25 protein-coding genes and 1 riboswitch are annotated in these 22,378 nt (G+C 41.7%); of the genes, 18 read left to right on the plus strand and 7 right to left on the minus strand.

All coding sequences use genetic code 11. From position 1 onward, the window contains the following. The first annotated feature begins 467 nt into the window (after nt 1–467). The 3 genes from ODU46_RS06145 to ODU46_RS06155 all read left to right on the plus strand — a co-directional run bounded on the left by ODU46_RS06145 (nt 468) and on the right by ODU46_RS06155 (nt 2,573). A complete protein-coding gene (locus tag ODU46_RS06145) occupies nt 468–1,013 on the plus strand; it encodes a tRNA (cytidine(34)-2'-O)-methyltransferase (protein ID WP_024384581.1) in 546 nt (181 codons plus the stop codon). 49 nt (nt 1,014–1,062) lie between these two features. After that, a riboswitch (FMN riboswitch) is annotated at nt 1,063–1,278 on the plus strand. Nucleotides 1,279–1,337: 59 nt separating this feature from the next. Further along, nucleotides 1,338–1,895: an ECF transporter S component gene (locus ODU46_RS06150; protein WP_063077036.1), complete on the plus strand. Its 558-nt coding sequence runs from the start codon at nt 1,338–1,340 to the stop codon at nt 1,893–1,895. Nucleotides 1,896–1,919: 24 nt separating this feature from the next. Next, nucleotides 1,920–2,573, plus strand: coding sequence for a phosphatase PAP2 family protein (locus ODU46_RS06155; protein WP_398579385.1), 654 nt, complete (start codon nt 1,920–1,922; stop codon nt 2,571–2,573). Between the two features lie 223 nt (nt 2,574–2,796). Here the strand turns inward: ODU46_RS06155 and ODU46_RS06160 are convergent, their stop codons facing one another. The 4 genes from ODU46_RS06160 to ODU46_RS06175 form a co-directional block, all read right to left on the minus strand. Continuing rightward, complete coding sequence (locus ODU46_RS06160) at nt 2,797–4,596, minus strand: acyltransferase family protein (RefSeq protein WP_221864842.1); 1,800 nt, start codon at nt 4,594–4,596, stop codon at nt 2,797–2,799. Next, nucleotides 4,586–5,008, minus strand: coding sequence for a hypothetical protein (locus tag ODU46_RS06165; RefSeq protein WP_105179921.1), 423 nt, complete (start codon nt 5,006–5,008; stop codon nt 4,586–4,588). The genes ODU46_RS06160 and ODU46_RS06165 overlap by 11 nt, the downstream gene beginning before the upstream one ends. 131 nt (nt 5,009–5,139) lie before the next feature. Beyond that, a complete protein-coding gene (locus ODU46_RS06170; RefSeq protein ID WP_398579386.1) occupies nt 5,140–5,574 on the minus strand; it encodes a low molecular weight protein-tyrosine-phosphatase in 435 nt (144 codons plus the stop codon). Between the two features lie 167 nt (nt 5,575–5,741). Beyond that, the gene (locus ODU46_RS06175) at nt 5,742–5,954 is read right to left on the minus strand and encodes a CsbD family protein (RefSeq protein WP_398579387.1); all 213 of its coding nucleotides are present in this window, start codon (nt 5,952–5,954) and stop codon (nt 5,742–5,744) included. Nucleotides 5,955–6,156: 202 nt separating this feature from the next. Between ODU46_RS06175 and ODU46_RS06180 the strand changes: the two genes are divergently transcribed. The 15 genes from ODU46_RS06180 to trpB all read left to right on the plus strand — a co-directional run bounded on the left by ODU46_RS06180 (nt 6,157) and on the right by trpB (nt 18,978). Beyond that, nucleotides 6,157–6,675 (plus strand): DNA starvation/stationary phase protection protein, encoded by a 519-nt coding sequence (locus ODU46_RS06180; protein ID WP_024384587.1) that lies wholly within the window; start codon nt 6,157–6,159, stop codon nt 6,673–6,675. A 408-nt stretch (nt 6,676–7,083) separates the two neighbouring features. After that, nucleotides 7,084–7,962, plus strand: a complete 879-nt coding sequence (locus ODU46_RS06185; protein ID WP_114866743.1) for an ABC transporter ATP-binding protein — start codon at nt 7,084–7,086, stop codon at nt 7,960–7,962. Beyond that, entirely contained in the window at nt 7,959–8,690 is a 732-nt protein-coding gene (locus ODU46_RS06190) for an ABC transporter permease (RefSeq protein ID WP_114866742.1), read from the plus strand. The genes ODU46_RS06185 and ODU46_RS06190 overlap by 4 nt, the downstream gene beginning before the upstream one ends. A gap of 8 nt (nt 8,691–8,698) precedes the next feature. Continuing rightward, a complete protein-coding gene (locus ODU46_RS06195) occupies nt 8,699–9,793 on the plus strand; it encodes a sensor histidine kinase (protein ID WP_398579388.1) in 1,095 nt (364 codons plus the stop codon). Next, nucleotides 9,790–10,389, plus strand: a complete 600-nt coding sequence (locus ODU46_RS06200) for a response regulator (protein ID WP_395381976.1) — start codon at nt 9,790–9,792, stop codon at nt 10,387–10,389. Before ODU46_RS06195 ends, ODU46_RS06200 begins: the two co-directional genes overlap by 4 nt. 324 nt (nt 10,390–10,713) lie before the next feature. Next, complete coding sequence (locus tag ODU46_RS06205; RefSeq protein WP_004194736.1) at nt 10,714–10,932, plus strand: YqgQ family protein; 219 nt, start codon at nt 10,714–10,716, stop codon at nt 10,930–10,932. Next, nucleotides 10,932–11,318 carry a rhodanese-like domain-containing protein gene (locus ODU46_RS06210; protein ID WP_004194735.1) on the plus strand — a complete coding sequence of 129 codons (387 nt, stop codon included), beginning with the start codon at nt 10,932–10,934 and terminating at the stop codon, nt 11,316–11,318. Before ODU46_RS06205 ends, ODU46_RS06210 begins: the two co-directional genes overlap by 1 nt. Before the next feature lie 56 nt (nt 11,319–11,374). Continuing rightward, the gene (locus tag ODU46_RS06215) at nt 11,375–12,097 is read left to right on the plus strand and encodes a serine protease (protein ID WP_398579389.1); all 723 of its coding nucleotides are present in this window, start codon (nt 11,375–11,377) and stop codon (nt 12,095–12,097) included. Nucleotides 12,098–12,403: 306 nt separating this feature from the next. Continuing rightward, nucleotides 12,404–12,943 (plus strand): 16S rRNA (guanine(966)-N(2))-methyltransferase RsmD, encoded by a 540-nt coding sequence (rsmD, locus tag ODU46_RS06220; protein ID WP_029186344.1) that lies wholly within the window; start codon nt 12,404–12,406, stop codon nt 12,941–12,943. Continuing rightward, nucleotides 12,933–13,421, plus strand: a complete 489-nt coding sequence (coaD, locus tag ODU46_RS06225) for a pantetheine-phosphate adenylyltransferase (RefSeq protein ID WP_002939048.1) — start codon at nt 12,933–12,935, stop codon at nt 13,419–13,421. Before rsmD ends, coaD begins: the two co-directional genes overlap by 11 nt. Continuing rightward, nucleotides 13,408–14,457: a SepM family pheromone-processing serine protease gene (locus tag ODU46_RS06230; protein WP_014638484.1), complete on the plus strand. Its 1,050-nt coding sequence runs from the start codon at nt 13,408–13,410 to the stop codon at nt 14,455–14,457. The genes coaD and ODU46_RS06230 overlap by 14 nt, the downstream gene beginning before the upstream one ends. Nucleotides 14,458–14,644: 187 nt before the next feature. Beyond that, complete coding sequence (locus tag ODU46_RS06235; protein WP_024399656.1) at nt 14,645–15,286, plus strand: YutD-like domain-containing protein; 642 nt, start codon at nt 14,645–14,647, stop codon at nt 15,284–15,286. A gap of 8 nt (nt 15,287–15,294) precedes the next feature. After that, complete coding sequence (gene rlmN, locus ODU46_RS06240; protein WP_024406668.1) at nt 15,295–16,407, plus strand: 23S rRNA (adenine(2503)-C(2))-methyltransferase RlmN; 1,113 nt, start codon at nt 15,295–15,297, stop codon at nt 16,405–16,407. After that, nucleotides 16,404–16,931 carry a VanZ family protein gene (locus ODU46_RS06245; protein ID WP_398579390.1) on the plus strand — a complete coding sequence of 176 codons (528 nt, stop codon included), beginning with the start codon at nt 16,404–16,406 and terminating at the stop codon, nt 16,929–16,931. The genes rlmN and ODU46_RS06245 overlap by 4 nt, the downstream gene beginning before the upstream one ends. Nucleotides 16,932–17,802: 871 nt before the next feature. Then, entirely contained in the window at nt 17,803–18,978 is a 1,176-nt protein-coding gene (gene trpB, locus ODU46_RS06250; RefSeq protein WP_029179798.1) for a tryptophan synthase subunit beta, read from the plus strand. A 361-nt stretch (nt 18,979–19,339) separates the two neighbouring features. Here trpB and nadE read toward each other — a convergent pair whose 3' ends face one another. From nadE to ODU46_RS06265, 3 genes are read right to left on the minus strand one after another with little or no spacing between them, the layout of a single operon-like run. Continuing rightward, a complete protein-coding gene (gene nadE, locus ODU46_RS06255) occupies nt 19,340–20,164 on the minus strand; it encodes an ammonia-dependent NAD(+) synthetase (protein ID WP_105119197.1) in 825 nt (274 codons plus the stop codon). 12 nt (nt 20,165–20,176) lie between these two features. Then, a complete protein-coding gene (locus tag ODU46_RS06260; RefSeq protein WP_105242319.1) occupies nt 20,177–21,637 on the minus strand; it encodes a nicotinate phosphoribosyltransferase in 1,461 nt (486 codons plus the stop codon). Nucleotides 21,638–21,690: 53 nt separating this feature from the next. After that, entirely contained in the window at nt 21,691–22,335 is a 645-nt protein-coding gene (locus tag ODU46_RS06265; protein WP_105124653.1) for an A24 family peptidase, read from the minus strand. Nucleotides 22,336–22,378 lie beyond the last annotated feature (43 nt).

The raw sequence follows: 22,378 nt of genomic DNA on the forward strand, positions 1-22,378 counted from the left end.
AGTGTTTGTTTTTCATTGTCGGTTACCAACTTGTCCCATAGTAAGTTCTACCTTATTTCTTTGTCTCATTCTAGTTTCCAGTTTTTAAGACAGACTAGAACTTACTTTGGGAATTTACTCCTTTTTCATTTTCTATGAAAATTTGAAAAAAATGGAGCAAAACTCTTGATTTTCAGCCTCCTTTAAGCTACAATAGTATCACGATTTCATTGATTTAACTCAAACCTGTTGTGAGTTAAGTGAATGAATCATCATTCACCATGCTGTTTGCTGAGCTTGACTCCGGGCAGTGTGGCTATTTTTTTGTCTTTCTTGCCATAGGAGACAATCGAGTCTTTTTACTCAATGAAAATCAAAAAAAGAAACTAGAAAACAAGCATGGTATACGGCAAAATGAAGCTGACATGGTTTGGATTTGATTTTCGAAGGGTATTCGTATTTAGTGAAATGTCACCAGAGAGGTCCTTATGAATATTGAAACATTAGAGTATATAGAAGAAACAGCCAAAAACCACATTGTCTTATTTGAACCACAGATTCCACAGAATACAGGCAATATTGCTCGAACTTGTGCTGCAACCAATAGTCCTCTCCATATCATTAAGCCTATGGGATTTCCAATTGATGACCGTAAGATGAAACGTGCAGGACTAGATTATTGGGATAAGTTAGATGTTCGCTTTTATGACAATTTAGCAGAATTTATGGATTATGCCAGCAAACAAGGACGTGTTCACTTAGTATCTAAATTTGCTGATAAAACCTATTCGGATGAAGACTATAGTGATGGGAACATTCATTATTTCTTATTTGGCCGTGAAGATAAGGGCTTGCCAGAAGATTTTATGCGTGAACATCCAGAGAAAGCTATCCGTATTCCAATGAATGATGAGCATGTGCGTAGTCTTAATGTCTCTAATACAGCATGTATGATTGTATATGAGGCTCTTCGGCAGCAACAGTTTGCTGGTCTAGATTTGGTTCACACCTATGATGGGGACAAGTTAAAATAGTGAAAACTTACCAAGCTCTTGCAAATGCAAGGCTTTTTTGGTATGATGAAATAGTCTTCAGGGCAGGGTGAAATTCCCGACCGGCAGTGTAAAACGTGGCTATTTTGTTTTAAGACTAGGCAGCGAATCGAAGGCTATACTGAATGTATGTCGAGATGAGCTAACGCAGTATTAGAACAAAATAGTCCGTTGGTAGTCTGCGAGCGAAAGCTGATGTGGTGCAATTCCACAACCGACAGTAAAGTCTGGATGGGAGAAGACGAAGTGGAGGCTTTTTGCCTACTCTTCCACGCTTCTTCAATTTTCAAAAATTGGAGGAACCTTATGACAAACACACGCAAAATGACGATTATCGCCATTCTCTCAGCAGTATCCTTTCTGCTCATGTATTTGAAATTTCCGCTGATTCCAACAGCCAGTTTCCTGGAAGTGGATTTTTCTCTCGTACCGATTTTATTTGGTCTGCTTATTCTAGATCTGAAGTCTAGTTTTGCTATCCTTTTGGTACGAACTTTTCTCAAACTGATTTTAAATAATCAGGGACCATCGACAATTATTGGCTTACCGATGAATATTGCAGCTATGTCAGTTTTCATTTTAGCAGTAGCTTATTTCTGGAAAAATGACCAAGCGATAAAAAATTATTTAAAAGCAGCCTCTGTTGCAACAATTGGTTCGACAGCAGTGATGCTGGTATTAAATTACGTTTATGCGGTGCCTGTCTATGCAGCCTTTGCAAACTTTGATATTAAAGAAATCTTGGGTCTGACTAACTATCTTTTGATGATGGTACTTCCTTTTAATCTTTTACAAGGGATTGTGCTTTCAGCAATATTTTATATCTGTTACAAAGCAGCCCAACCTATTTTAAAGAAAGTTTAACCTTTATAAGGTAAACTATATTGTATGAAGAATAAACAAATCCATTTACGAAACGCATCTTTTTTTGCTCTGGCCTTTGTGATATTGGGCTATGTAGTAAAATTTTATCCTACTACCCTAGCAGGTTTTGACTCGACTGTCCAGTCTGCCATTCGTGGAAATTTACCAAGTGGAGCCAGTCAATTTTGGACCTCTATTACTGTTTTAGGAAATACGGTTATTATTTTAGCTATTACCTTGATTCTAGCTGCTATCTTTTACTACTATAAAAAATGGAAGATAGAAGCTTATTTCCTACTTGCTAGTTTTGCGGCGATGGGTGTGGCATCCACAGCCCTGAAATATGTCTACCAACGTCCGCGTCCAAGTATTGAATGGTTGATTGATACCATCGGTTATTCATTTCCTAGCTGGCATACTGCATCAACTATGATGATTGCAGGAGCAGTTGTTATTATTGTTCACCAGAGGATGAAGAAAAGCATAGCTAGACTTGTGCTACAAGCCGTGTTGATTCTACTTGCTGTCCTGGTAGCTGTATCCCGTATCTATATTGGGGTTCACTATCCGACAGATATTATCGGCGGTTGGCTACTTGCCGTCACTCTTTTACAAATGATGTATCCATTTTACGATCAGAAACGCTTTGAATGGCGTTTCCAAAGTAAGCAAAAATAGTCAATTTGACACCAACTCCTACTATAAAGGTAGGAGTTTTAATTTGTCATCTTTACTATTATCGTTACTTCGCTCTGCCGTCCTTTGTAGAAGTGGCTTATTTCGCAAGATTTATTGAGATTGAGCTTAGGCACAGCGCTATCGCTTAGAGTTCTCGCTGGACTTATCGGAAAATAGTGCAAAAATCCTCCGAGAGATTCTCAGAGGATAATGATGTATAAATCTAGTTTTTGATTGGACCATCAGCAACGGCTTCAACAGCATTTTTTATCGTTTGGGCGAAGACTTCGCCTCCATTACTTTCAAGATTGAAATGAACAAGGTCGGTATTGTACCAAATTGGTGGATTATCCTTTGCAACTTGATACCAGTCTGCAATGGAAATGTAATCATATTTTTCAGCCAATTCTTTTTCGTATTGACCTGTTTGATAGGAAATGGATTCGCTTGGAGTGAAGTTTCCATCGTAAGGAGTGACAAAAATAAGGCGACGTCCTTTAGGAAAATCTTTGACTAGTTGGTCTAGTAGTTCCTGATAATTATCCGTAGTATTTGTACCTAGGGCTACAACTACAGTCTCTTTCAAACTATTATTTTGCTTATAAAGATTTATCAATTTAGCAATTTCAGAGAGATTTCGACTGACAGTTCCATCAATCTGTGCATCTGGTAGCGCGGTCTGTATGGCAGAACTTGCGCGAACAGTAACAGAATCGCCAAAGATGATAACTCCTTTTTGAATTTCAAAACTAGTAGCTTTAGCGTTTTCAGCAGCAGATCGTGTTGTATTTAGTTGGGTCTGAGCTTGATAAAGATTGCTAACCATGCTCTCTTGTTCAAAACTTCCTAATTTTGGTGCAAACAGACAGATACCTAAGCTAATTGCAGTCAAGCAAGCAAAGCTGCTAAGAAGCCATTTTTTATAGGGCTTTAAGTCCATTGGTAATCCAAACAAACTTCCTACTTTACCAGCAATATATGGTTCTAGAATATAGAAGGAAATAGTTGATAGGATAGTAGAAAAAACAAAGGATAATCCCGCAGCGATAGAGGCATTTGTCAATTGTGTAAAGATAATGAGCAAGGGCCAATGGAAGAGGTAGATGCCATAAGAAATACTTGCAAAGAAGAGGATAATTGCAGGTTCTTTGACATCTTCGGTTTTCTCGTGAAGTACCCGAGCAGCAAAAATCATAGTTACTGTAGCTAAACTGGATAGAAGAAAACCAATTAGATAGGTCCAGATGGAACTGAATTGAAGAGTAAAGAGAAGAAGAAGTTCTACTCCTAGTCCTCCAAGAAACAGACCTATAGCTTGTTTGATACTCAATGTACTCACTTGTTGCTGGAAGGCAGTTGTTGTATTTCCGATACCAGCGATGGTTGCGAGAATGCTTCCGAGGAAGAATGGGAAGGTATGTGTGAAGCTCGAGTAGTAAATGGTTGAGAAATTATCCACAAAGAAACTTGAGATAGACATTGCTAAAAAACTTAGCGAGAAGAGGCTTATAGATGTTAGAAAAATTGATCCACGTAGTTGGCCCACACTTTTTGAGATGCGAGTCAGATACCAAACTAAACCAGCCCAGACAAGGTAATACTGAACTTCTATAGCCAGGGTCCAAGTATGCACAAATAGATGGGGTGAAAATTGATTCTCGTAACTACCACCAGATAGAATTTCAAAGAAGTTTGTCATGAATCCGAGCGCAGCGGCTATCTGATTGCCGATATTGGCAATGAAATCATTGCGGACAAGCAGAGCAAGTGGAAGAACCAAAAGAATCGTTAAAACCAGAGGGGGGAGAATCCGATAGAACCTTCTTCTGAAAAAGCTGACAATATCTATTTTTTTATGTTTTGCAAACTCATCAATTAAAAGGGCGGTTGTCAAATATCCAGACAGGGTAAAGAAGAGGTCAACCCCCACAAAGCCACCTGGGAAATATTTGATAAAGAAATGATAGAGTAGGACAAAGACTAGTCCAATCACACGTATAACGGATAACCATTTAATTTTCATATTGATAAATCCCCTGTTTAAAAGTTCCTTCGTAGGTAGCTTGTCCTTCGGTGGTCAATTTTCCTTTTCCATCGGCATAGCCGTTTTTAAATTGCCCGGTATAAACCCACCCACTTGCAGATGTGTAGGTTCCTTGACCGTGGAAAATTCCATTTGTAAATTGTCCTTCGTAGACATCTCCATTATCAAAGGTCAATTTTCCTTGACCATTCATTTTATTTGCAACCACATAACCGTTGTACTGCAGGGCGCCATTATTGAAAGTCATGGCTTGCTTGCTGGCAATTCGCCCTGTAAATACAGAGAAGGCACAGATGAGGATGATAATAAGGGAGAGGATTTCAAGTTTTGGACGGGTGAAATGACTTGTTATATCATGCCATTTTATACTAGGTAATTTGAACTCTTTCATCGTTTTACTCTTTCATAGGATTTGACCGACGCTAATCAGTTCTTTCTAGGATACAGTAAGAAATTATCAGTTCAGTCAGAAATAGTTTACCATTTTTTTACAAATATTACAAAAATATTACATAAAAAATCTTATTCTTGGTCAAATGCCTGTAACCTGTCCAACCAGTCTTGGCAACCTTTCTTTGCCATGTCGTAGGTTTCGTCAAAATCTCCAGTATACCAAGGGTCTGGTACGGATTTTTCTGCGAATTGAAAAATCTTATTTTGAGCATGTGCTGGTGCCATTTTCTGTAAATCTCGGATATTATTGCTGTCCATACCAATGATGACATCAAATTCCTCAAAGTCTGCTTGAGAGATTTGTTGAGAGGTTTTGGTCTGGTCATAGGGAATATTGTGCTTTTGGAAAATTTTCTGAGTTCCAGGGTAGATAGGATTACCATGTTCCCAGTTTGAAGTAGCACGGCTTTCAATATGAAATTGATTTGTCAAATCTTTCATGACAAATTCAGCCATAGGGCTACGACAAATATTTCCAAGACAGACAAAAACGATTTTTTTCATAGATTCTCCTTTCGTGGCATACGAAAAGAGAGGGCAGACTCGACAGGTAAATGCCTGAGTTCCCCTCTCTTGCATATTTTTGTTCGGGCTACAGGTAAAAGACCAAATTGAGTGTAATGTTATTATCAAACAGTGCACGAGAATCCTACCTATATTGAACTCTTTGCTTATTTCTCTTCTTTGTCAAAAGCATTTTTGATGCCGTTAATGGCACCTTCAAGCCCATCTTTTGCATCTTCGACTAGCTCTTTTGCTTTGCCAATTCCTTTCTCAACAAGTCCTTCAACTTCGATTTCCTTGTTGCCGGTCAGCTTACCAATTACCTCTTTTGCAGAGCCAGATAGCTGTTCTAGTTTTGCGTCAAATTTTTCTTCTGACATAAAATCCCTCCTTATATATACAGATGGGGCGATGACTTTCTAAAAAGAAAATCACATACTATTCTTACTTACTAGTCTAACGTATATAAGTTAATATAGCAAGGAATTTGTCTGTCAATAGGTCAGAGGAGGATGAGGGATAATTCTTGCAATTTTTTCTTCTTTTATTTATAATTATTATAAATAAAAGAAAGGGTGATATATGATGAAACAAAAATATTATCAATCTCCAGCAGAAATTGCGTCTTTCAGCCCGCGTCCATCACTGGCTGATTCTAAGGCTGTTTTGAATCAAGCGGTGGCCGATTTATCAGTAGCCCATTCTATCCTCCATCAAGTTCATTGGTATATGCGTGGTCGTGGCTTTATGATTTGGCATCCAAAGATGGATGAATATATGGAAGAAATTGATGGCTATTTGGATGAGATGAGTGAGCGTTTAATTACCTTAGGTGGGGCACCATTTTCTACCCTTAAAGAGTTTAGTGAAAATAGTCAGCTCAAGGAAGTTCCTGGTGATTACACTGTAACGATTGAAGAGCAATTGGCGCGTGTGGTAGAGGTGTTCCGCTATCTGGCTGCTCTTTTCCAAAAGGGATTTGATGTCAGTGATGAAGAAGGTGACAGCGTAACCAACGACATTTTCAATGTGGCTAAGGCTAGTATTGAAAAACATATTTGGATGCTGCAGGCAGAACTTGGTCAAGCGCCTAAGTTGTAAATAGATGAAGGGTCCACAGTAGGACTCTTTTTTGCTGCATTATTTAATACTCTTCGAAAATCAACATTATCCGTTGTCAAGAGCCTTGATGAGTGAAAAGCTCCGGTGGAGCTTTTCAGCCTGTTACCTTGAAACAAGATAGTAACAGAGTTCTATCTTCGACTTCGTTTCCTAGGTACTTTTGATTTTCTTTGAGTATAATATGACATTTGTCACATGAGTCCATGACAAAGGCTTCTAGCGGGGGCTCCTTTTTCGAGATATACTGTCTATGTAGCGTCATTTAGTTTTTCTTTTATTACTTCGTTAACTCGCCTTGCCTAACTCCAGTTATGCCTGCGGCTCGTTGCCTAGTACTAAAAGTAAACTAAAAGACTATAAGATGCTCAAGAAATAGGAGGTAGAAAGATGCTAGAAGTACGGGCACTAGACAAGGTTATCAAAGGACGGTCCATTTTGTCTGATATTTCCTTTGAGATTAAGTCAGGGGAATGTGTGGCCTTGATTGGTCCCAACGGGGCTGGGAAGACAACACTCATGTCCTGTTTGTTAGGCGATAGAAAGGCGACGAAAGGGCAGGTCTTGTTGGACGGTCTGGCTCCACAGGCTCGGTCGAATAAAGAAACAGTAGCAGTCTTACCTCAAGAAAATGCTATTCCAACGGACTTGAAGGTAAAGGAATTGCTCCGCTTTTTCCAAGCTATCTACAAGGACAGTCTGACAGATGTGGAAATTGACAGCCTGCTCCGCTTTTCCCCAGAGCAAAAAAATCAGCTGGCGGGCAAGCTATCAGGTGGTCAGAAGCGGCTCTTGGCCTTTGTCATTTGCCTGATTGGTAAGCCCAAGTTGCTCTTTTTGGACGAGCCGACGGCGGGCATGGATACGTCGACCCGTCAGCGTTTTTGGGAGATTGTCCATGATTTGAAGGAAAAGGGTGTGACAATTTTTTATACCAGCCATTATATCGAGGAAGTGGAGCATACGGCGGAGCGGATTTTGGTCTTGCACCAGGGTAGGCTCTTGCGGGATACGACGCCGTTTGCCATGCGGAGTGAGGAGCAGGAAAAAGAAGTAGCACTGCCAATCGGCTTTGCGACAGTGGTGGAGGGCTTGGACGCAATTGATAACATCAGCTATAAACAGGACACGGTCAGCTTCAAGACCCGAGCTATTGAGCAGGTTTGGGCGAATTTACAGGAAGCAGGCTGTCGGATTTCAGACTTAGAGGTGCAGAACAAAACCCTGCTCAACAGCCTATTTGACAAGACAAGGGAGGGAGAATCATGAAAGCATTGGTGCAAGTAGAAGCGGTCAAATTATCTAGAAGTTTGGGAGTTTTTCTCCTGTCAATCGGGATGCCTGTTATCTTTTTCCTGATTTTCTCATCAACGGTCCAGTTTGATGATACAGCCATGCAAAAGGCCTTTATCCAGTCCTATATGCTGACCATGACAGGCTTTTCCATGTCGGGCTTTGCCCTTTTTACCTTTCCCATGATGCTGGCAGAGGACCGGAAAAACAGCTGGTTGACCTTTATCCAGCATTCGCCTCTGCCAATCTGGCAATACTATCTTTCCAAACTCGTGCGGGTCTTGCTCTGCTTTGTGTCTTCCATTGCCATTGTCTTTGCGGTGGGTAGCTTAGTCAAGGGAGTTGAGATGACAGCTCAAGAATGGGGAATTTCGGCTCTCTTACTTTTAGTGACCTCTATCGTATTTCTAGCCATTGGCTTGCTTTTGGTGCAAATCCAGTCGGAACAGACCATGTCGGTGGTGGCCAACTTGCTCTACTTTGTTCTGGCTATCATGGGTGGCTCTTGGATGCCTGTCTCCCTCTTTCCTGACTGGGTACAGCGAATTTGCAAACTTATGCCCAGCTACCATGTCAATCAGCTGGTGACCACCTATGCCCAAGAGGGAGTTTTTCTCTGGAAATCCTTGCTAATTGTCCTAGGATATGCCATAATTTTCTTAGGAATTGCTCTGGCTATTCATAGAAAATCTGAGCAACAGTGAGGTGACCCATGATTTTTGAAAAAAGAAAGATACCACTCATGTTCTTCGTGGGCATGGTCTTTCTCTATTTTCCACTTTATTACGCCCAGTATAGTCCAAATCCGACGGCGGTTATTCTAGCAACCATTCTCTTTGCCCTAGTCTATTGTTCTCTCTTTTACACCGACCACAAGCTCTATTCCATGCTGGGCTGGTTTTACCTGATTGGCTATATAGCCGTCATGAGTTTTTGGGGCAATCTGCAATTTTCACTCTTCATCTTCAACCTGTCCAATATGCTGAGCTGGTATTATAAAGAAACTCGGCCGACCTATCGGACGGTGTCCTATGGGATCTTGTTGCTGGCTATTACCCTCTGGGCTCTTTTTGGACCTGTTCCCTTTGAGATGCGTGCCTTCACACTCATCATTCACTTTTTCGGCTTGGCCTTGCTAATTTTTAGCTGGATTGAAACCAAGCGGGAAGCTCTTCAGCAACGGATTCAGGAGCAAAATGCTTCCATTAACCTCCTGCTTGCTGAGAACGAACGCAACCGCATCGGTCAGGACTTGCACGATACCCTTGGGCATGTCTTTGCTATGCTGTCCATCAAGGCAGAGCTGGTCAAGACCCTTTTGGACCACGACCAGATAGACCAGGCCAAGAAGGAAGTGCAGGAGCTCCAGACCCTAGCCAAGGACTCCATGCAGGATGTCCGCCAGATTGTCCAGTCCCTCAAGCAGCACACCGTGGCAGAGGAACTCCAGATTTTGCAGCAGATGTTGGACCTGGCAGGAGTGGATTTGGTTGTTTTGGGTGGGGAAATAGCAGAGCAGCTCAGCTTGCCTGTCCAGAACAAACTGGCTATGGTGCTGAGAGAGTTGGCTAATAACTTGCTCAAACATAGCCAGGCTAACAAGTGCCGTTTGATATTTGAAGAAGACCAGCAAGAATTAGTCTTGCACTACGAAGACAATGGTGTGGGCTTTGCCCAGTTAACCGGTCAAGAATTGCATACCATAAAGGATAGACTGGTGACAGTGCAGGGGAGTTTGGAATTTCTTTCTCTGGCACAACCTACCCGCCTGTTCATACGAATTCCGCTTGAGGAGGTGGTAGAATGAGAATCTTAGTCGCAGAAGACCAGGCTATGCTGCGGGACGCCCTCTGTCAGCTCTTGGCCTTTCAAGATGCGGTTGAGGCTGTTTTACAGGCAGAAAACGGCAGTCAGGCCATTGTTCTTTTGGAAAAAGAGCAAGTAGATGTGTTACTCTTAGATATTGAAATGCCTGAGAAGACGGGGCTGGATGTCCTGGAATGGGTGCGTGAGAAATCCCTGCCCGTCAAGGTTGTCATCATGACTACCTTCAAGCGACCAGGCTATTTTGAGCGGGCGGTCAAGGCAGATGTGGATGCCTATGTGCTCAAGGAACGCTCCATCTCAGACCTCATGCGGACCATTGAAACGGTCTTGGCAGGGCGAAAGGAGTACTCGCCAGAGCTAATGGATATTCTCCTGACCCAACGCAGTCCCTTGACGGACCAGGAAAGCCAGCTGCTCAAGCTGGTTGCTGACGGCTTGTCCAATAAGGAAATCGCCAGCCAGCTCTATCTGTCTGACGGGACGGTCCGCAACTACATGACCTCTATCTTGGCCAAGCTGGGAGCTGAAAACCGCACGGCTGCTGTTAAGGTGGCACAGGAAAAGGGTTGGTTATGATATAGACACTCAGTTTATCTTTTATTACTTCGGCGAATGGGGAAACTTCGTTTCCTTATTTCCAACTTCAAATAATTTTATCATTATTTGAACTCACTTTGCCTAACTTCAGTTATGCCTGCAGCTTTTGACGTGAACATCGTTCACTTTATCCCCAGTCTCCAACTATCTCCCAGATAGTTGGAGCGAGTACTAAAAGTAAACTGAATGCCTATATTAGAATTGGATTATATTGGTGATTTATCCAATCCTTTTTAAGCATTTCATAAATTTCAACTGATTTTTTATATTGAAAAACACCTAAAATTCTGCTACAATTTTTTTATGAAAAGACTTTATGATGTGCAACAATTACTCAAACGGTTTGGTATAATTGTCTATATGGGTAACCGTCTCTACGATATTGAAATGATGCAGATAGAATTAAATAGAATCTATCAGGCAGGTGTCTTAGATCGGTTGGAATATATGGAAGCAGAGCTTGTTTTGAGGCGTGAACATCGTTTGGAATTAGAGTATCAGAAATCAAGGGAGAATGAGTGATGGAAACATTTTGGGTATTTTTAGTATTTTTGGCAGTATTGGGAGCCTGGATGGGTTTTAATTACTGGAGATTGCGCCGTGCGGCGACGGTGATTGATAATGCAGAATTTGCAGAAAAGATACACGGAGGTCAGTTGATTGACCTGCGAGACCCGAGTGAGTTTAATCGTAAGCATATCTTAGGTGCGAGAAATATTCCTTACCAGCAATTACGCCAGTCTACAGCTGCTTTGCGTAAGGACAGACCTGTCTTAATCTATGAGAATGATCGTGGTCAGTTGGTAACGCCTGCAGCCCTTCATCTGAAGAAACAGGGCTTTAACGAAATCTATATTTTAAGCTATGGTCTAAATGGATGGAATGGTAAGGTAAAAACGACTAAGTAACATTGTCAGTAGGCTAGAGTATTTTCTTATGCAATAAGACGGATAAGGGCAAAAATATGGAAAAGAAATTTGAAAAGTTGTCATTGGCAGAAATTGGCATTATTTCTTTTATGGGACTTATTTTATTGATTAGCTTAGGCGCTAGTTGGTATAAAAATGCTCAAAGCGAAACAAGTGATACAAAGACAGTACAGCAAGTGCCCAATCAGAAAAAAACGGTTGATACAGTATTTCAGGATGCTGAGAATGCTGTCATTGTATTAGAAGGAACACATACTGAAGAGAAACTTGCAGAGGCACAATCTGCAGTAAACAAGGTTACGGATGCGACTAAAAAAGCAGCATTACAGAAACGGATTGACCAAGTAAAAGAGCTAGTGGGACAGCAGATAGATGCTCAAACACAGGCTAAGCTAAAAGCGGAGTTGGTCAGGGCGGAAGCAGCTCAAAAAGTAGCTGATGAGAAAAAAATATCTGAAACAGGGACCAGTCAGTCAACGGACCTTGCTGAAGCTAGTGAGACCTTACAAGAATCTTATGTAGTACCTAATCAAAATATATATGGAAAACAAAGTGTGAGTTCAACAAGCCAGTATACAAGCAGCGTGGCGTCAACTAGTACAAGTACTTCAGTCCCTCCGACTAGTGAAGGAGCACCTGTGGTAGAAACTCCAACAGTTTCTGAAACACCGGCGGAAACGACAGATTCAACAACTAGCCTGGTTGAGTCAGTGGAAACAGTTCCAACAGCTGACGAGAGTTCACCAGATAATCCGTAGACTTTTTTGCTACTGGTTCTTTATGGCGTATTAGCATACTGGAAAAAATAGCTATTTGTATTTCAAGACTAATTTTTTCTTGTAACGATCTAGTTTAAATACATACGATAAGAGTGAGGAATTTCGCGTAAAACAGAATTTCCTTGCTTTTTATTTTTATCATTTTGTTGAATAGCGCGAGAATGATTTCCTGCTATAGCGGTTGAGAGTGTATTTGGCAGAAGGATGAAAAGTTGGTGCAAAAAGGAAAGCAGGAAGTGCACTTGGTTTCAGCAACGAGCTTCATTTTTTGCTATAATATACCTTATGAGAATTGTATCGGGAAGCTATGGTGGAAGACCACTGAAAACGTTAGATGGAAAAACAACCAGACCGACATCGGATAAGGTCCGTGGAGCCATGTTCAATATGATTGGTCCCTATTTTGAGGGTGGTAGAGTTCTTGACTTGTACGCCGGCAGTGGTGGTTTATCTATCGAGGCTATATCTCGTGGCATGGAGTCAGCAGTTCTGGTTGAGCGAGATCGACGAGCACAAGCCATTATCCGTGAAAATATTGCAATGACTAAGGAAGCAGATAAATTTCAGCTTCTAGCAATGGAAGCTAGACAGGCTTTGAACAGTGTGGAAGGTCCTTTCGACCTGGTATTCTTGGACCCTCCTTATGCAGAGCAGGAAATTGAAGAAGTGATAACAGAACTTTGTCGCCGTGACTTACTAGCAGATGATGTTATGGTAGTCTGCGAAACGGATAAGGCGGTCTCTCTTCCTGAGGAAATAGCAGAGCTGGGGATATGGAAAGAGAAACTCTACGGAATTAGTAAGGTAACAGTATATGTCAGATAAGATTGGATTATTTACGGGCTCATTTGACCCCATTACCAATGGACACTTGGACTTAATTGAACGAGCGAGTGGACTATTTGATAAATTATATGTGGGAGTTTTTACCAATCCTAAAAAGGCAGGACTCTTGACGGGTTTGGAGAGAAAAGCCATTTTGGAGAAGCTTTTTGTAGGAATGGAGAATATCGAGGTCGTTCTGTCTGAAAATGAATTGGTAGTCGATGTAGCTAAGCGCTATGGAGTAACACATTTGGTCCGAGGATTGCGTAATGCGACCGATTTGGAATACGAGTCAAGTTTTGATTTTTACAATCGTCAGTTGGCGCCAGATTTGGAAACTATTTATTTAATCGCCAAGCCAGAGCTTAAGTTCGTATCATCCAGCCAGGTTCGAGAATTGCTGTATTTCAAACAGGACATAGGCCCTTATGTTCCAGAAATTGTTAGTGAGGAGATTAGAAAGAATGAAGAAAAATAGGAAGTTAACCTTAATTGCATCTATTGTTTTAGGAACTCTTTTGATTTGGTTTGCCGTTTTTGTTCGTCTGCCTTATTATCTGGAAAGTCCAGGTGGAGCTGCCGATATTCGTCAGGTACTAACGGTGAACAATCAAATAGACCAAGAGGATGGCTCTTACAACTTCACCTATGTATCAGTCCAACAAGCTACAGCTTTACAACTATTCGCTGCTCAGTTTGATCCCTATACGACAGTTCGTTCCTCTGAAGAGATGACAGGAGGGGCCGACAATGAAGAGTATTTCCGTATAGCACAGTTTTACATGGAGACATCGCAAAATATGGCGAAGTACCAAGGTTTGACCTTGGCAGGAAAAGAAGTCAATCTTGATTTCTTTGGTGTCTATGTACTTGCCTTGGCGGATGATTCGACCTTTAAAAAAGTTCTTAATATTGCCGACACTGTTGTGAGTATCAATGGAAAAACATTTGAGTCTTCTCCTGATTTGATTAAATATGTGAGTGGCTTGGAACTTGGAAGTGATGTAACAGTTGGTTATATTAGCGCTGGTCAGGAGAAATCTGCGGACGGTAAGATTATCAAATTGTCTAATGGCAAAAACGGAATCGGCATCACTCTCGTAGATCATACAGAGGTTCAAAGTTCGATTCCGATTGATTTCCAAACGGGAGATATTGGTGGTCCAAGTGCTGGTCTGATGTTTACACTTGCCATCTATACTCAACTCGCAGAGCCTGACTTACGTGATGGTCGGATTATTGCTGGTACGGGGACAATCGAGCAGGATGGAAAAGTAGGTGACATTGGTGGGGCTGATAAGAAGGTTATTTCGGCAGCTAAGTCAGGTGCAAGTATCTTTTTCGTACCAAACAATCCAGTTGATGTGGAAGTTTTGAAGGAAGATCCAAAGGCTAAAACCAACTATGAAGAAGCTAAGGAAGCTGCGGAGAAAGCAGGATTGGATATTGAGGTAGTTCCTGTGAAAACGGTTCAAGAGGCTATTGATTATTTGAAGAAAACAAAGGGCGAGTAAATCGTCCTTTTTTGTTAGAGAATAATATTATAATTGTCAGAAATTTCTCCTAAATGGTAAAGTAGAAGAATTTCCAGATAAATCGTGTTATAATGATAAGGTTAAGTGTGAGAATTTAGATTCTGACTAGATAGATTATTAATCAAATGATTTTTACGTATGAAGATTTTATAAGATAGGAGGACAAATGAAAAAAGAAATTTCACCTGAAATGTATAACTATAATAAATACCCTGGTCCGAGTTTTGCTCGTGTCGGAGATAAGGTTGTATCTGAAAATATTGAATTGGACCTTTTGGAAGATTACAAGAATGCTTTTGACCAGACGATTTTTGGTCAACGTTTTTCACAACTCATGCTCAAGTTTGATTATATCGTGGGAGATTGGGGCAATGAGCAGCTGAGATTAAGGGGATTCTATACAGACGATAAAAATGTTAAATCAGACTTAAAAATCAGCCGCTTGGACGATTATTTGACGGAGTATTGTAATTTTGGTTGTGCTTATTTCGTCTTAGCCAATCCGAATCCACAAGACTTGCCTGCTGAGGAGGAGGATAGACCTCGTCGCAAGCGGAGTCGTTCTCGCAATCGCAACAGAAATCAGCAGCGGACGGAGCCTATTGCGCCAAAAGAAAACAAAAATAATCGCAATGACCGTCAGAAAAAAGGGAAGCAGCAGAACAAACAGTCGGAACAACGTCATTTTACTATGAAGAATGCTGGTGTTAAGGCGAGTCAAACGGAGCGTTCTCAAAAACGTGAGCGTAAGCAGAGCAAGCGTGAGATGAACGAAGTGAAGCGTAACTTTGTTATCCGCCAGAAATAGGGAGAAATATGAAACCATCAATTTATGCATTTAGTCAAGCCAATCTGGTTGATTGGATTTTAGAAAACGGAGAGAAGAAGTTCCGTGCTACTCAAATTTGGGAATGGCTTTACCGTTCTCGTGTCCAATCCTTTGCGGAAATGACCAACTTGCCAAAATCTTTGATTGAAAAGTTGGAAGAGAATTTTGTAGTTAACCCGCTCAAACAACGGATTGTACAGGAGTCTAAGGACGGCACTATCAAATACCTCTTTGAACTGCCAGATGGCATGTTGATTGAGACAGTTCTTATGCACCAGCACTATGGTCTTTCTGTCTGTGTAACGACACAAGTTGGCTGTAATATCGGCTGTACATTCTGTGCATCTGGATTGATTCCTAAGCAACGTGACTTGACTAGCGGTGAGATTGTGGCTCAGATTATGTTGGTACAAAAGTACTTGGATGAGCGCAATCAGAATGAGCGTGTTAGCCATATCGTTGTGATGGGGATTGGTGAGCCGCTTGATAACTACGATAATGTTATGACCTTCTTGCGAGTGGTTAATGACGACAAGGGCTTGGCAATTGGTGCCCGTCACATCACTGTTTCGACGTCAGGTTTAGCACCAAAAATTCGTGAGTTTGCACGTGAAGGAGTCCAAGTTAACTTGGCAGTATCTCTACATGCGCCAAATAATGACCTTCGTTCGAGCATTATGCGGATTAACCGCAAATTCCCTATAGAAGTTCTTTTTGAAGCAATCGAAGATTATATCAAAGTGACCAACCGCCGTGTGACTTTTGAGTATATTATGCTCAATGAGGTCAACGATGGAGTGGAACAGGCACAGGAATTGGCTGACTTGACTAAGAACATCCGTAAATTGTCTTATATCAACTTGATTCCTTATAATCCAGTTAGTGAACATGACCAGTACAGTCGTTCAACCAAGGAACGTACTCTTGCTTTCTTTGATGTTTTGAAGAAAAATGGTGTTAACTGTGTCGTTCGTCAGGAACATGGTACAGATATTGATGCTGCCTGTGGTCAATTGCGCTCCAATACGCTCAAGAAAGACCGTGAAAAAGCACGTGCTCGTATTGCAGCCGCAAAAGCAAAGGCAGGTATTCGAGCATGAGAAAATTCTTCCAAGCAGATGGAAACTTGACCAAGCTAGGAAGACAGATTTGTAAGATCTTAGCTGGAGCCTATGCTCTGGCTATTGTTTTACTTTGTTTTCTGCCTCAGACTTGGTACCCTCAGTATAAGGATTTCTCGACCCCAGGAATTATTCAAATCGGCCGTCTCTATCTTTTACCAACGCCTTTCAACAGTATCGTAAACGGGGACAAGGTAGATAGTTTGGCGGACCTAGGATGGATTTTCTTGCAAAACATCACTAATATTTTTCTACTTTTCCTTCTGATTTTTCTTCTTTTGTTTCTTAGGGAAGAATGGCGGAGCCTTCGAGCGGTGATTCGTTATAGTTTTTGTATCAGTCTTTTTATTGAATGCACACAATTACTACTGGATTTGCTGATTGATGCCCAACGCGTCTTTGAAATCGATGATTTATGGACCAATACAATGGGGGGAATACTAGCCTATTTTACCTATTCATTGATAAAGAGAGGGATAATCCTTTCCAAACAGGAGTCTTAGAACCTACCGTCACAGGTTCAGAATGTCCATCTAAGGCTATTGTTTAAGCTACATATCGTTATTTTTTTGAAATACAGTCAGTATTCCCTTAAAAATAACCTTGACTAGTTAAAACTATCTTTGATATAAGCGCTTCGCTCGTGAGTACAGTTTTTTAGAAGGTCACTTAAGCAGAGTGGCTTTTTGTTAGTTTTTAATGGATTCAGGCAATGGAAACTGAATTTTCAAATTGTTTAGAAAATTTCTAAAAATTACTTGACCATTTTGATTTTGTAACGTATAATTACAAGTAATCAGAAAAAGTAATAAACACTTTGTCTTTAGAGAGTCTATGGTTGGTGTGAATAGATGATAGAGGTTTATGAAATGGGCTGATGCCAAACAAGCATTCGTATCCGTTTTATGGATTGTCTGGTTTAGTAAAGCGAGTTTGGTTCGATGAATTCGAAACAATGAGAATTCGGTCCGCACCCCTTATCGTGCGCCTCCTTGTTAGAGGAGAAAAAGTTATGGACTTTTCTAGTCGAGTCCATAAGTGAGGTGGCACCGTGTCCATTGACGCCCTCGCAGGATGTTTTTTCCTGCGTGGGCTTTTTCATTGTCTGTGTAAATTGCTTTTATATTTTGTCACGATTGGCTTGCCTACTTCAAACAGTCCAGTGGACTGTTTGAGGTCAATGCTTGAAAATGAGGAAGCATTGAGTTGTATTTGTGTCTCTGTTCCTTATCTAAAAGCAATCTACTTTGACAATGATAGAAATTACGAGGTAATCAAGATGAAACGATGGCGTAGCAATTAAGGATAAGTAAAGAAGTATTAAACTCTTGACCTTATTGGTCTCTTGTAGCGAATGTTGAAAGAGGGAATTATATGACAGAAAAAGGTTATTTCGGACAGTTTGGTGGTAGTTTTGTACCAGAGCAAATTCAGGTTTTGTTGGATCAGTTGGAGGAAACGTTTGAACAGTACCGCAATGATCCAGAATTTTTGGCGGAATACCAAGCTTATCTGAAAGATTATGCAGGTCGTGAAACGCCATTGTATTTTGCGGAATCATTGACCAAGGAGCTTGGTGGAGCGAAAATCTATCTCAAACGGGAAGATTTGAATCACTTAGGTTCTCATAAGTTAAACAATGTGCTGGGGCAAATTTTGTTGGCAAAAAGAATGGGGAAAACTCGAGTGATTGCAGAAACTGGTGCTGGTCAACATGGGGTTGCGACGGCTGCTGTAGCTGCCCGCTTTGGTTTGGGTTGTGATGTCTATATGGGAGCTGAAGATGTCAAACGCCAACGCCTCAATGTTTTTCGAATGGAGATGATGGGGGCGCGTGTTCATGCTGTCACAGATGGAACGCAAACCTTGAAAGAGGCAGTTGATGCGGCATTCGGTGCTTGGATGGCAGATTTAGATGCCTTCTATGTTTTGGGATCAGCAGTCGGTCCTCATCCTTATCCGACGATTGTCCATGAGTTTCAAAAGATTATTAGTCTAGAATCTCGCCGTCAGATTTTAGAAAAAGAAGGTCGTTTGCCAGACTACGTTATTGCCTGTGTGGGTGGCGGTTCCAATGCCATCGGTGCATTTTCTCAATATTTACCAGATGAGTCAGTCAAGCTTATCGGTGTAGAAGCTGCTGGTAAAGGTGTTGATACAGAACTACATGCGGCGACTATGACTAAGGGAACAGTTGGTGTGGTTGATGGTATGAAGACGATCTCCCTCTTTGATGAAAATGGTGGAGTTGCACCTGTTTATTCCATTTCAGCAGGCTTGGACTATCCAGGCGTTGGACCAGAACATGCCCACTATAAGGAAACTGGTCGTGTTAATTATGTCGCAGCAACAGATGATGAGGCTGTTAATGCCCTTCTGACCTTAAGTCGTACAGAAGGAATTCTTCCAGCCATTGAATCGTCTCATGCGATTGCAGAAGCTATTCGATTAGCACCACAACTAGATAAAGATAAAATCATTATTATCAATGTTTCTGGTCGAGGAGACAAGGATGTCGCAGCGATTGCGGATTATTTGGAGAGTAGATAAAAGAAATCCCCTGACGGTTGTGCCTATCGTCAGGGGATAATTTTTATACTCAATGAAAATCAAAATCAGACTTGCTCCAAAGGTTTGGGGAACCTTTGGAGGTTGGCGATAGAGCGAACCTGTTCGCTACAAAAAGGTTTGGGGAACCTTTGGAGGTTGGAGATAGAGCGAACCTGTTCGCTACAAAAAGGTTTGGGGAACCTTTGGAGGTTGGAGATAGAGCGAACCTAGTTCGTATCGATATGATGTAGATAGAACACTGTTCCTTTTATATTTCAAGGGAACAGGCTGAAAACCTCCACAGGAGCTTTTCAGTCATCAAATCAAGTCAACAACGTCTGATTTTGATTTTCGAAGAGTATTATTTCCAAAAGTCATCAAAAATCGTGATTGGCAGGTGGCGTTTGTGGGCTGTTTTGTTCCACCATCCTTCGATAATGGTTTGGGCTTGAGGGTCGATGGTTTTGCCTTCGAGATAGTCGTCGATTTGGTTATAGGTAACACCGAGAGCGACTTCGTCAGCAAGGCCAGGTTTGTCTTCTTCCAAGTCTGCAGTAGGGACTTTGAGGTAGAGTTTTTCATCTGCCCCCAGTTCAGCTAGAAGCTGTTTTCCTTGGCGTTTATTGAGGCGGAAGAGGGGGAGAATGTCTGCACCGCCGTCACCGTGCTTGGTAAAGAAGCCAGTGATATTTTCAGCGGCATGGTCGGTTCCAATGACAGCTCCTTTGCGTTCTCCAGCGATAGCGTATTGGGCAATCATGCGCATGCGGGCTTTAGCATTTCCCTTATTAAAATCAGACATAGTAAGCCCATTTGCATTGACTGCAGCCACCATGGCATCTGTTGATTCCTTGATGTTGATGGTTAAGCTGACATCTGGTTGAATAAAGGCTAGGGCTGCTTGGGCGTCAGACTCGTCAGCTTGCACACCGTAAGGGAGGCGGATAGCGATAAATTGATAAGAATCGTCACCTGTTTCCGTCCGCATTTCTTCCATAGTCAGCTGAGCCAAGCGACCAGCCAAGGTCGAATCTTGTCCACCAGAAATCCCCAAGACATAGGTTTTCAAAAATGGGTGTTTTTTTAGGTAGTCTTTGAGAAAGTCGATGGAGCGACGGATTTCTTCTTTGGGGTCAATATGTGACTTGACACCTAATTCTTTGATGATTGTTTCCTGTAGGGTCATAACATACCTTTCTTAGATGGATTTGGTCTGAGTTTGTTTGCGAATACGATTGATGAGGTTCATCTTATTATCCCAAACATCTTGTGCCAAGTCGACTGGATAGAGCTGTGGGTTGAGCACACGTTTGTATTCATCCCAGAGCTTATCAAATTCTTGATTGGCATAGGTTTGAATTTCCGCTAGGCTTGGAAGTTCGTAGACCTGTTTTCCTTTTTCGAAAATAGGAACTAGGAGTGGACGTGCATCAAAGTTCTCGATGGTTTTATTGATGTAGGTGTAAGTTGGATGGAACATATAGATATTATCCATTTGTGTGACGTCAGTGTCCGCAAAGGTGATGTAGTCCCCTTCTGATTTTCCTTTTTCTTTGGAGGTGATGCGCCAAACCTGTTTCTTACCAGGAGTGGAGACTTTTTCCGCATTAGAAGACAGCTTGATTGTGTCACGCATATTTCCATCTTCATCTTCGATGGATACAATCTTGTAGACAGCGCCCAAGGCAGGTTGGTCGTAGGCGGTGATGAGTTTGGTACCAACTCCCCAGACATCAATTTTTGCCTTTTGCATTTTGAGGTTGAGGATGGTATTTTCATCCAGGTCATTAGATGCGTAAATCTTCGCATCTGTAAAACCTGCATCATCTAATTGCTGACGAACTTTCTTGGAAATATAGGCCATGTCGCCAGAGTCAATCCGAACCCCTTTGAAGTTAATCTTATCTCCCATTTCCTTGGCAACCTTGATGGCTGCAGGGACACCGATTCGTAGGGTGTCATAGGTATCCACTAGGAAGACACAATCATGATGGGTTTCAGCGTAGGCCTTGAAAGCCTTGTAATCATCGCCGTAGGTTTGGACTAGGGCATGAGCATGGGTACCAGCAACAGGAATGCCGAAGATTTTTCCTGCTCGAACATTGGAAGTGGCAGAAGCGCCGCCGATAAAGGCTGCGCGGGTGCCCCAAATGGCAGCATCCATTTCTTGGGCACGACGGGTACCGAATTCCATTAGAGGTTCGTCTTCAATGACTGCCTTGATACGACGGGCCTTGGTAGCAATCAGGGTTTGGTAGTTGACGATATTGAGTATGGCTGTTTCAATCAACTGGCACTGGGCAAGTGGGCCTTCAATCTGCATAATGGGCTCGTTGGCATAGACTAGGTCGCCTTCCTTGGCAGAACGCACTGTCAGGTTCATTTCTAGATTTGCCAAATAATCTAGGAAATCCTGAGGATAGCCCAATTCAGTCAAATAGTCAATATCTGTCTGGCTGAAACTGAGATTGTTGAGGTAGTCCACTACACGCTCCAAACCAGCAAAGACGGCATAGCCATTTTTAAAGGGCTGAGAACGGAAATAGACTTCAAACACGGCATGTTTGTTGTGGATGTTTTGATTAAAATAGACCTGCATCATATTGATCTGGTAAAGGTCGGTATGCAGGGTTAAACTGTCATCTGTAAAAACTGTCATAGCTTTCTCCTTTATTCTTCCTATTATACCAAAAAAATCGAGCTAGGCTCGATTTAGAGAGTGATATTGATAATGAGACTGGCCAAAAATAGAAAAGGTACATAAGGAAGGGATTTTGGTTTGAAGATGAAAAAGATAGCCAGACCCAAGATGGAACTAATTTGGATAATCCAGAGAATTTCGGTAAAACCAAATAAAAGAGAGAGACTTGCCAGATAGAGAAAATCGCCAGAACCAATATTGAGTTGCCATTTTTCAGTCAGATAGGCCAGGACCAAAAGGCCGCAGAAGAGCCAGTTGAGCTGGGAGAGTAGCAGAGCTATAAAAGTAAAAACGAGCCAGACAGCAAAAGGATATTCCTGATGCTTGATGTCATAAATGGTCAAAACAAGCCCTGCCAAGATAAGAATGGTTTCGGTTAGGTTTAGGACTTGAAAATGGCAGAGCAGGACCAATAGACCAGCTAAAAATTCTAGTCCCAGATACCAATAAGGGATCTTCGCCTTGCAGTAACGGCATTTGGATTTTGTTGAAAGCTGGGAAAGGATTGGAACTAGGTCCCAGGCTTTGAGCCGTCGCTTGCAGGCATTGCAGTGACTAGAGGGTGCGATAATGGACTGTTCAGGGAAACGGTCGATGACCAATCCCAAGAAGGAGCCGATAGAAGCTCCAAGGAAAAATAGGATAATTGTCTTCATACCTATTTATTCGCAAATGGGTGAGGAAAATGTGATATTTTTT

It is taken from the genome of Streptococcus sp. 2020WUSS089 (assembly GCF_044427405.1).
GTDB lineage: Bacteria > Bacillota > Bacilli > Lactobacillales > Streptococcaceae > Streptococcus > Streptococcus hashimotonensis.

What these genes read in the sequence shown, in the direction of transcription:
- ODU46_RS06145 (WP_024384581.1), top strand. Translation starts at nt 468, where the DNA reads ATGAATATTGAAACATTAGAGTATATAGAAGAAACAGCCAAAAACCAC.
- ODU46_RS06150 (WP_063077036.1), top strand. Translation starts at nt 1,338, where the DNA reads ATGACAAACACACGCAAAATGACGATTATCGCCATTCTCTCAGCAGTA.
- ODU46_RS06155 (WP_398579385.1), top strand. Translation starts at nt 1,920, where the DNA reads ATGAAGAATAAACAAATCCATTTACGAAACGCATCTTTTTTTGCTCTG.
- ODU46_RS06160 (WP_221864842.1), bottom strand. Translation starts at nt 4,596, where the DNA reads ATGAAAATTAAATGGTTATCCGTTATACGTGTGATTGGACTAGTCTTT.
- ODU46_RS06165 (WP_105179921.1), bottom strand. Translation starts at nt 5,008, where the DNA reads ATGAAAGAGTTCAAATTACCTAGTATAAAATGGCATGATATAACAAGT.
- ODU46_RS06170 (WP_398579386.1), bottom strand. Translation starts at nt 5,574, where the DNA reads ATGAAAAAAATCGTTTTTGTCTGTCTTGGAAATATTTGTCGTAGCCCT.
- ODU46_RS06175 (WP_398579387.1), bottom strand. Translation starts at nt 5,954, where the DNA reads ATGTCAGAAGAAAAATTTGACGCAAAACTAGAACAGCTATCTGGCTCT.
- ODU46_RS06180 (WP_024384587.1), top strand. Translation starts at nt 6,157, where the DNA reads ATGATGAAACAAAAATATTATCAATCTCCAGCAGAAATTGCGTCTTTC.
- ODU46_RS06185 (WP_114866743.1), top strand. Translation starts at nt 7,084, where the DNA reads ATGCTAGAAGTACGGGCACTAGACAAGGTTATCAAAGGACGGTCCATT.
- ODU46_RS06190 (WP_114866742.1), top strand. Translation starts at nt 7,959, where the DNA reads ATGAAAGCATTGGTGCAAGTAGAAGCGGTCAAATTATCTAGAAGTTTG.
- ODU46_RS06195 (WP_398579388.1), top strand. Translation starts at nt 8,699, where the DNA reads ATGATTTTTGAAAAAAGAAAGATACCACTCATGTTCTTCGTGGGCATG.
- ODU46_RS06200 (WP_395381976.1), top strand. Translation starts at nt 9,790, where the DNA reads ATGAGAATCTTAGTCGCAGAAGACCAGGCTATGCTGCGGGACGCCCTC.
- ODU46_RS06205 (WP_004194736.1), top strand. Translation starts at nt 10,714, where the DNA reads ATGAAAAGACTTTATGATGTGCAACAATTACTCAAACGGTTTGGTATA.
- ODU46_RS06210 (WP_004194735.1), top strand. Translation starts at nt 10,932, where the DNA reads ATGGAAACATTTTGGGTATTTTTAGTATTTTTGGCAGTATTGGGAGCC.
- ODU46_RS06215 (WP_398579389.1), top strand. Translation starts at nt 11,375, where the DNA reads ATGGAAAAGAAATTTGAAAAGTTGTCATTGGCAGAAATTGGCATTATT.
- rsmD (WP_029186344.1), top strand. Translation starts at nt 12,404, where the DNA reads ATGAGAATTGTATCGGGAAGCTATGGTGGAAGACCACTGAAAACGTTA.
- coaD (WP_002939048.1), top strand. Translation starts at nt 12,933, where the DNA reads ATGTCAGATAAGATTGGATTATTTACGGGCTCATTTGACCCCATTACC.
- ODU46_RS06230 (WP_014638484.1), top strand. Translation starts at nt 13,408, where the DNA reads ATGAAGAAAAATAGGAAGTTAACCTTAATTGCATCTATTGTTTTAGGA.
- ODU46_RS06235 (WP_024399656.1), top strand. Translation starts at nt 14,645, where the DNA reads ATGAAAAAAGAAATTTCACCTGAAATGTATAACTATAATAAATACCCT.
- rlmN (WP_024406668.1), top strand. Translation starts at nt 15,295, where the DNA reads ATGAAACCATCAATTTATGCATTTAGTCAAGCCAATCTGGTTGATTGG.
- ODU46_RS06245 (WP_398579390.1), top strand. Translation starts at nt 16,404, where the DNA reads ATGAGAAAATTCTTCCAAGCAGATGGAAACTTGACCAAGCTAGGAAGA.
- trpB (WP_029179798.1), top strand. Translation starts at nt 17,803, where the DNA reads ATGACAGAAAAAGGTTATTTCGGACAGTTTGGTGGTAGTTTTGTACCA.
- nadE (WP_105119197.1), bottom strand. Translation starts at nt 20,164, where the DNA reads ATGACCCTACAGGAAACAATCATCAAAGAATTAGGTGTCAAGTCACAT.
- ODU46_RS06260 (WP_105242319.1), bottom strand. Translation starts at nt 21,637, where the DNA reads ATGACAGTTTTTACAGATGACAGTTTAACCCTGCATACCGACCTTTAC.
- ODU46_RS06265 (WP_105124653.1), bottom strand. Translation starts at nt 22,335, where the DNA reads ATGAAGACAATTATCCTATTTTTCCTTGGAGCTTCTATCGGCTCCTTC.